Source organism: Neisseria sp. 19428wB4_WF04, from assembly GCF_015235335.1.
In the GTDB taxonomy this organism is placed as follows: domain Bacteria; phylum Pseudomonadota; class Gammaproteobacteria; order Burkholderiales; family Neisseriaceae; genus Neisseria; species Neisseria musculi.
The window spans coordinates 1-387 of the sequence record NZ_JADGLG010000202.1; the positions used below are offsets into that span (position 1 = coordinate 1).

Annotated in this window: 1 protein-coding gene; it reads right to left on the minus strand. The window is 68.2% G+C overall.

The genetic code is table 11. From position 1 onward, the window contains the following. Positions 1 to 126: 126 nt before the first annotated feature. On the minus strand, positions 127 to 387 hold a 261-nt coding region (locus tag IR141_RS13005), incomplete at its 5' end, for a hypothetical protein (protein WP_209304463.1).

Below are 387 nucleotides of genomic sequence, written 5' to 3' on the forward strand. Positions count from 1 at the left end.
TCGCCGAAGAACAGGATCGGCCCGAACGGGAAGAGCGGCCTGTCGCCGGCCGGCGCGCTCATGCGGTCTGCCTCGTCATGGGTGGCGTCATCATCCGTGATGCGGGCTGTCCTCCGGCGCGCCGGGTCAGCGGGCCGCGAAGATCTCGATCCCGTCGAGGTGCAGGATCTGCTCCTCGTCGAGATCGACCTTCAGGTAGCGGAACCGGGCATTGTCGAAGCGGAGATAGAGCGGGAGGCCGGGGTGCCAGTCGGCATCCACGGCGTCGAAGACCAGGCGATACTCGGCCTCGGCCTCGGTCTCGCCGAGCCACACCCGCATCATCTGGGCGCGCTCGCTGAGCTGCCCCCAGCGGTTGTAGAGCCGGATCTCTGAGACCCGCTCGAC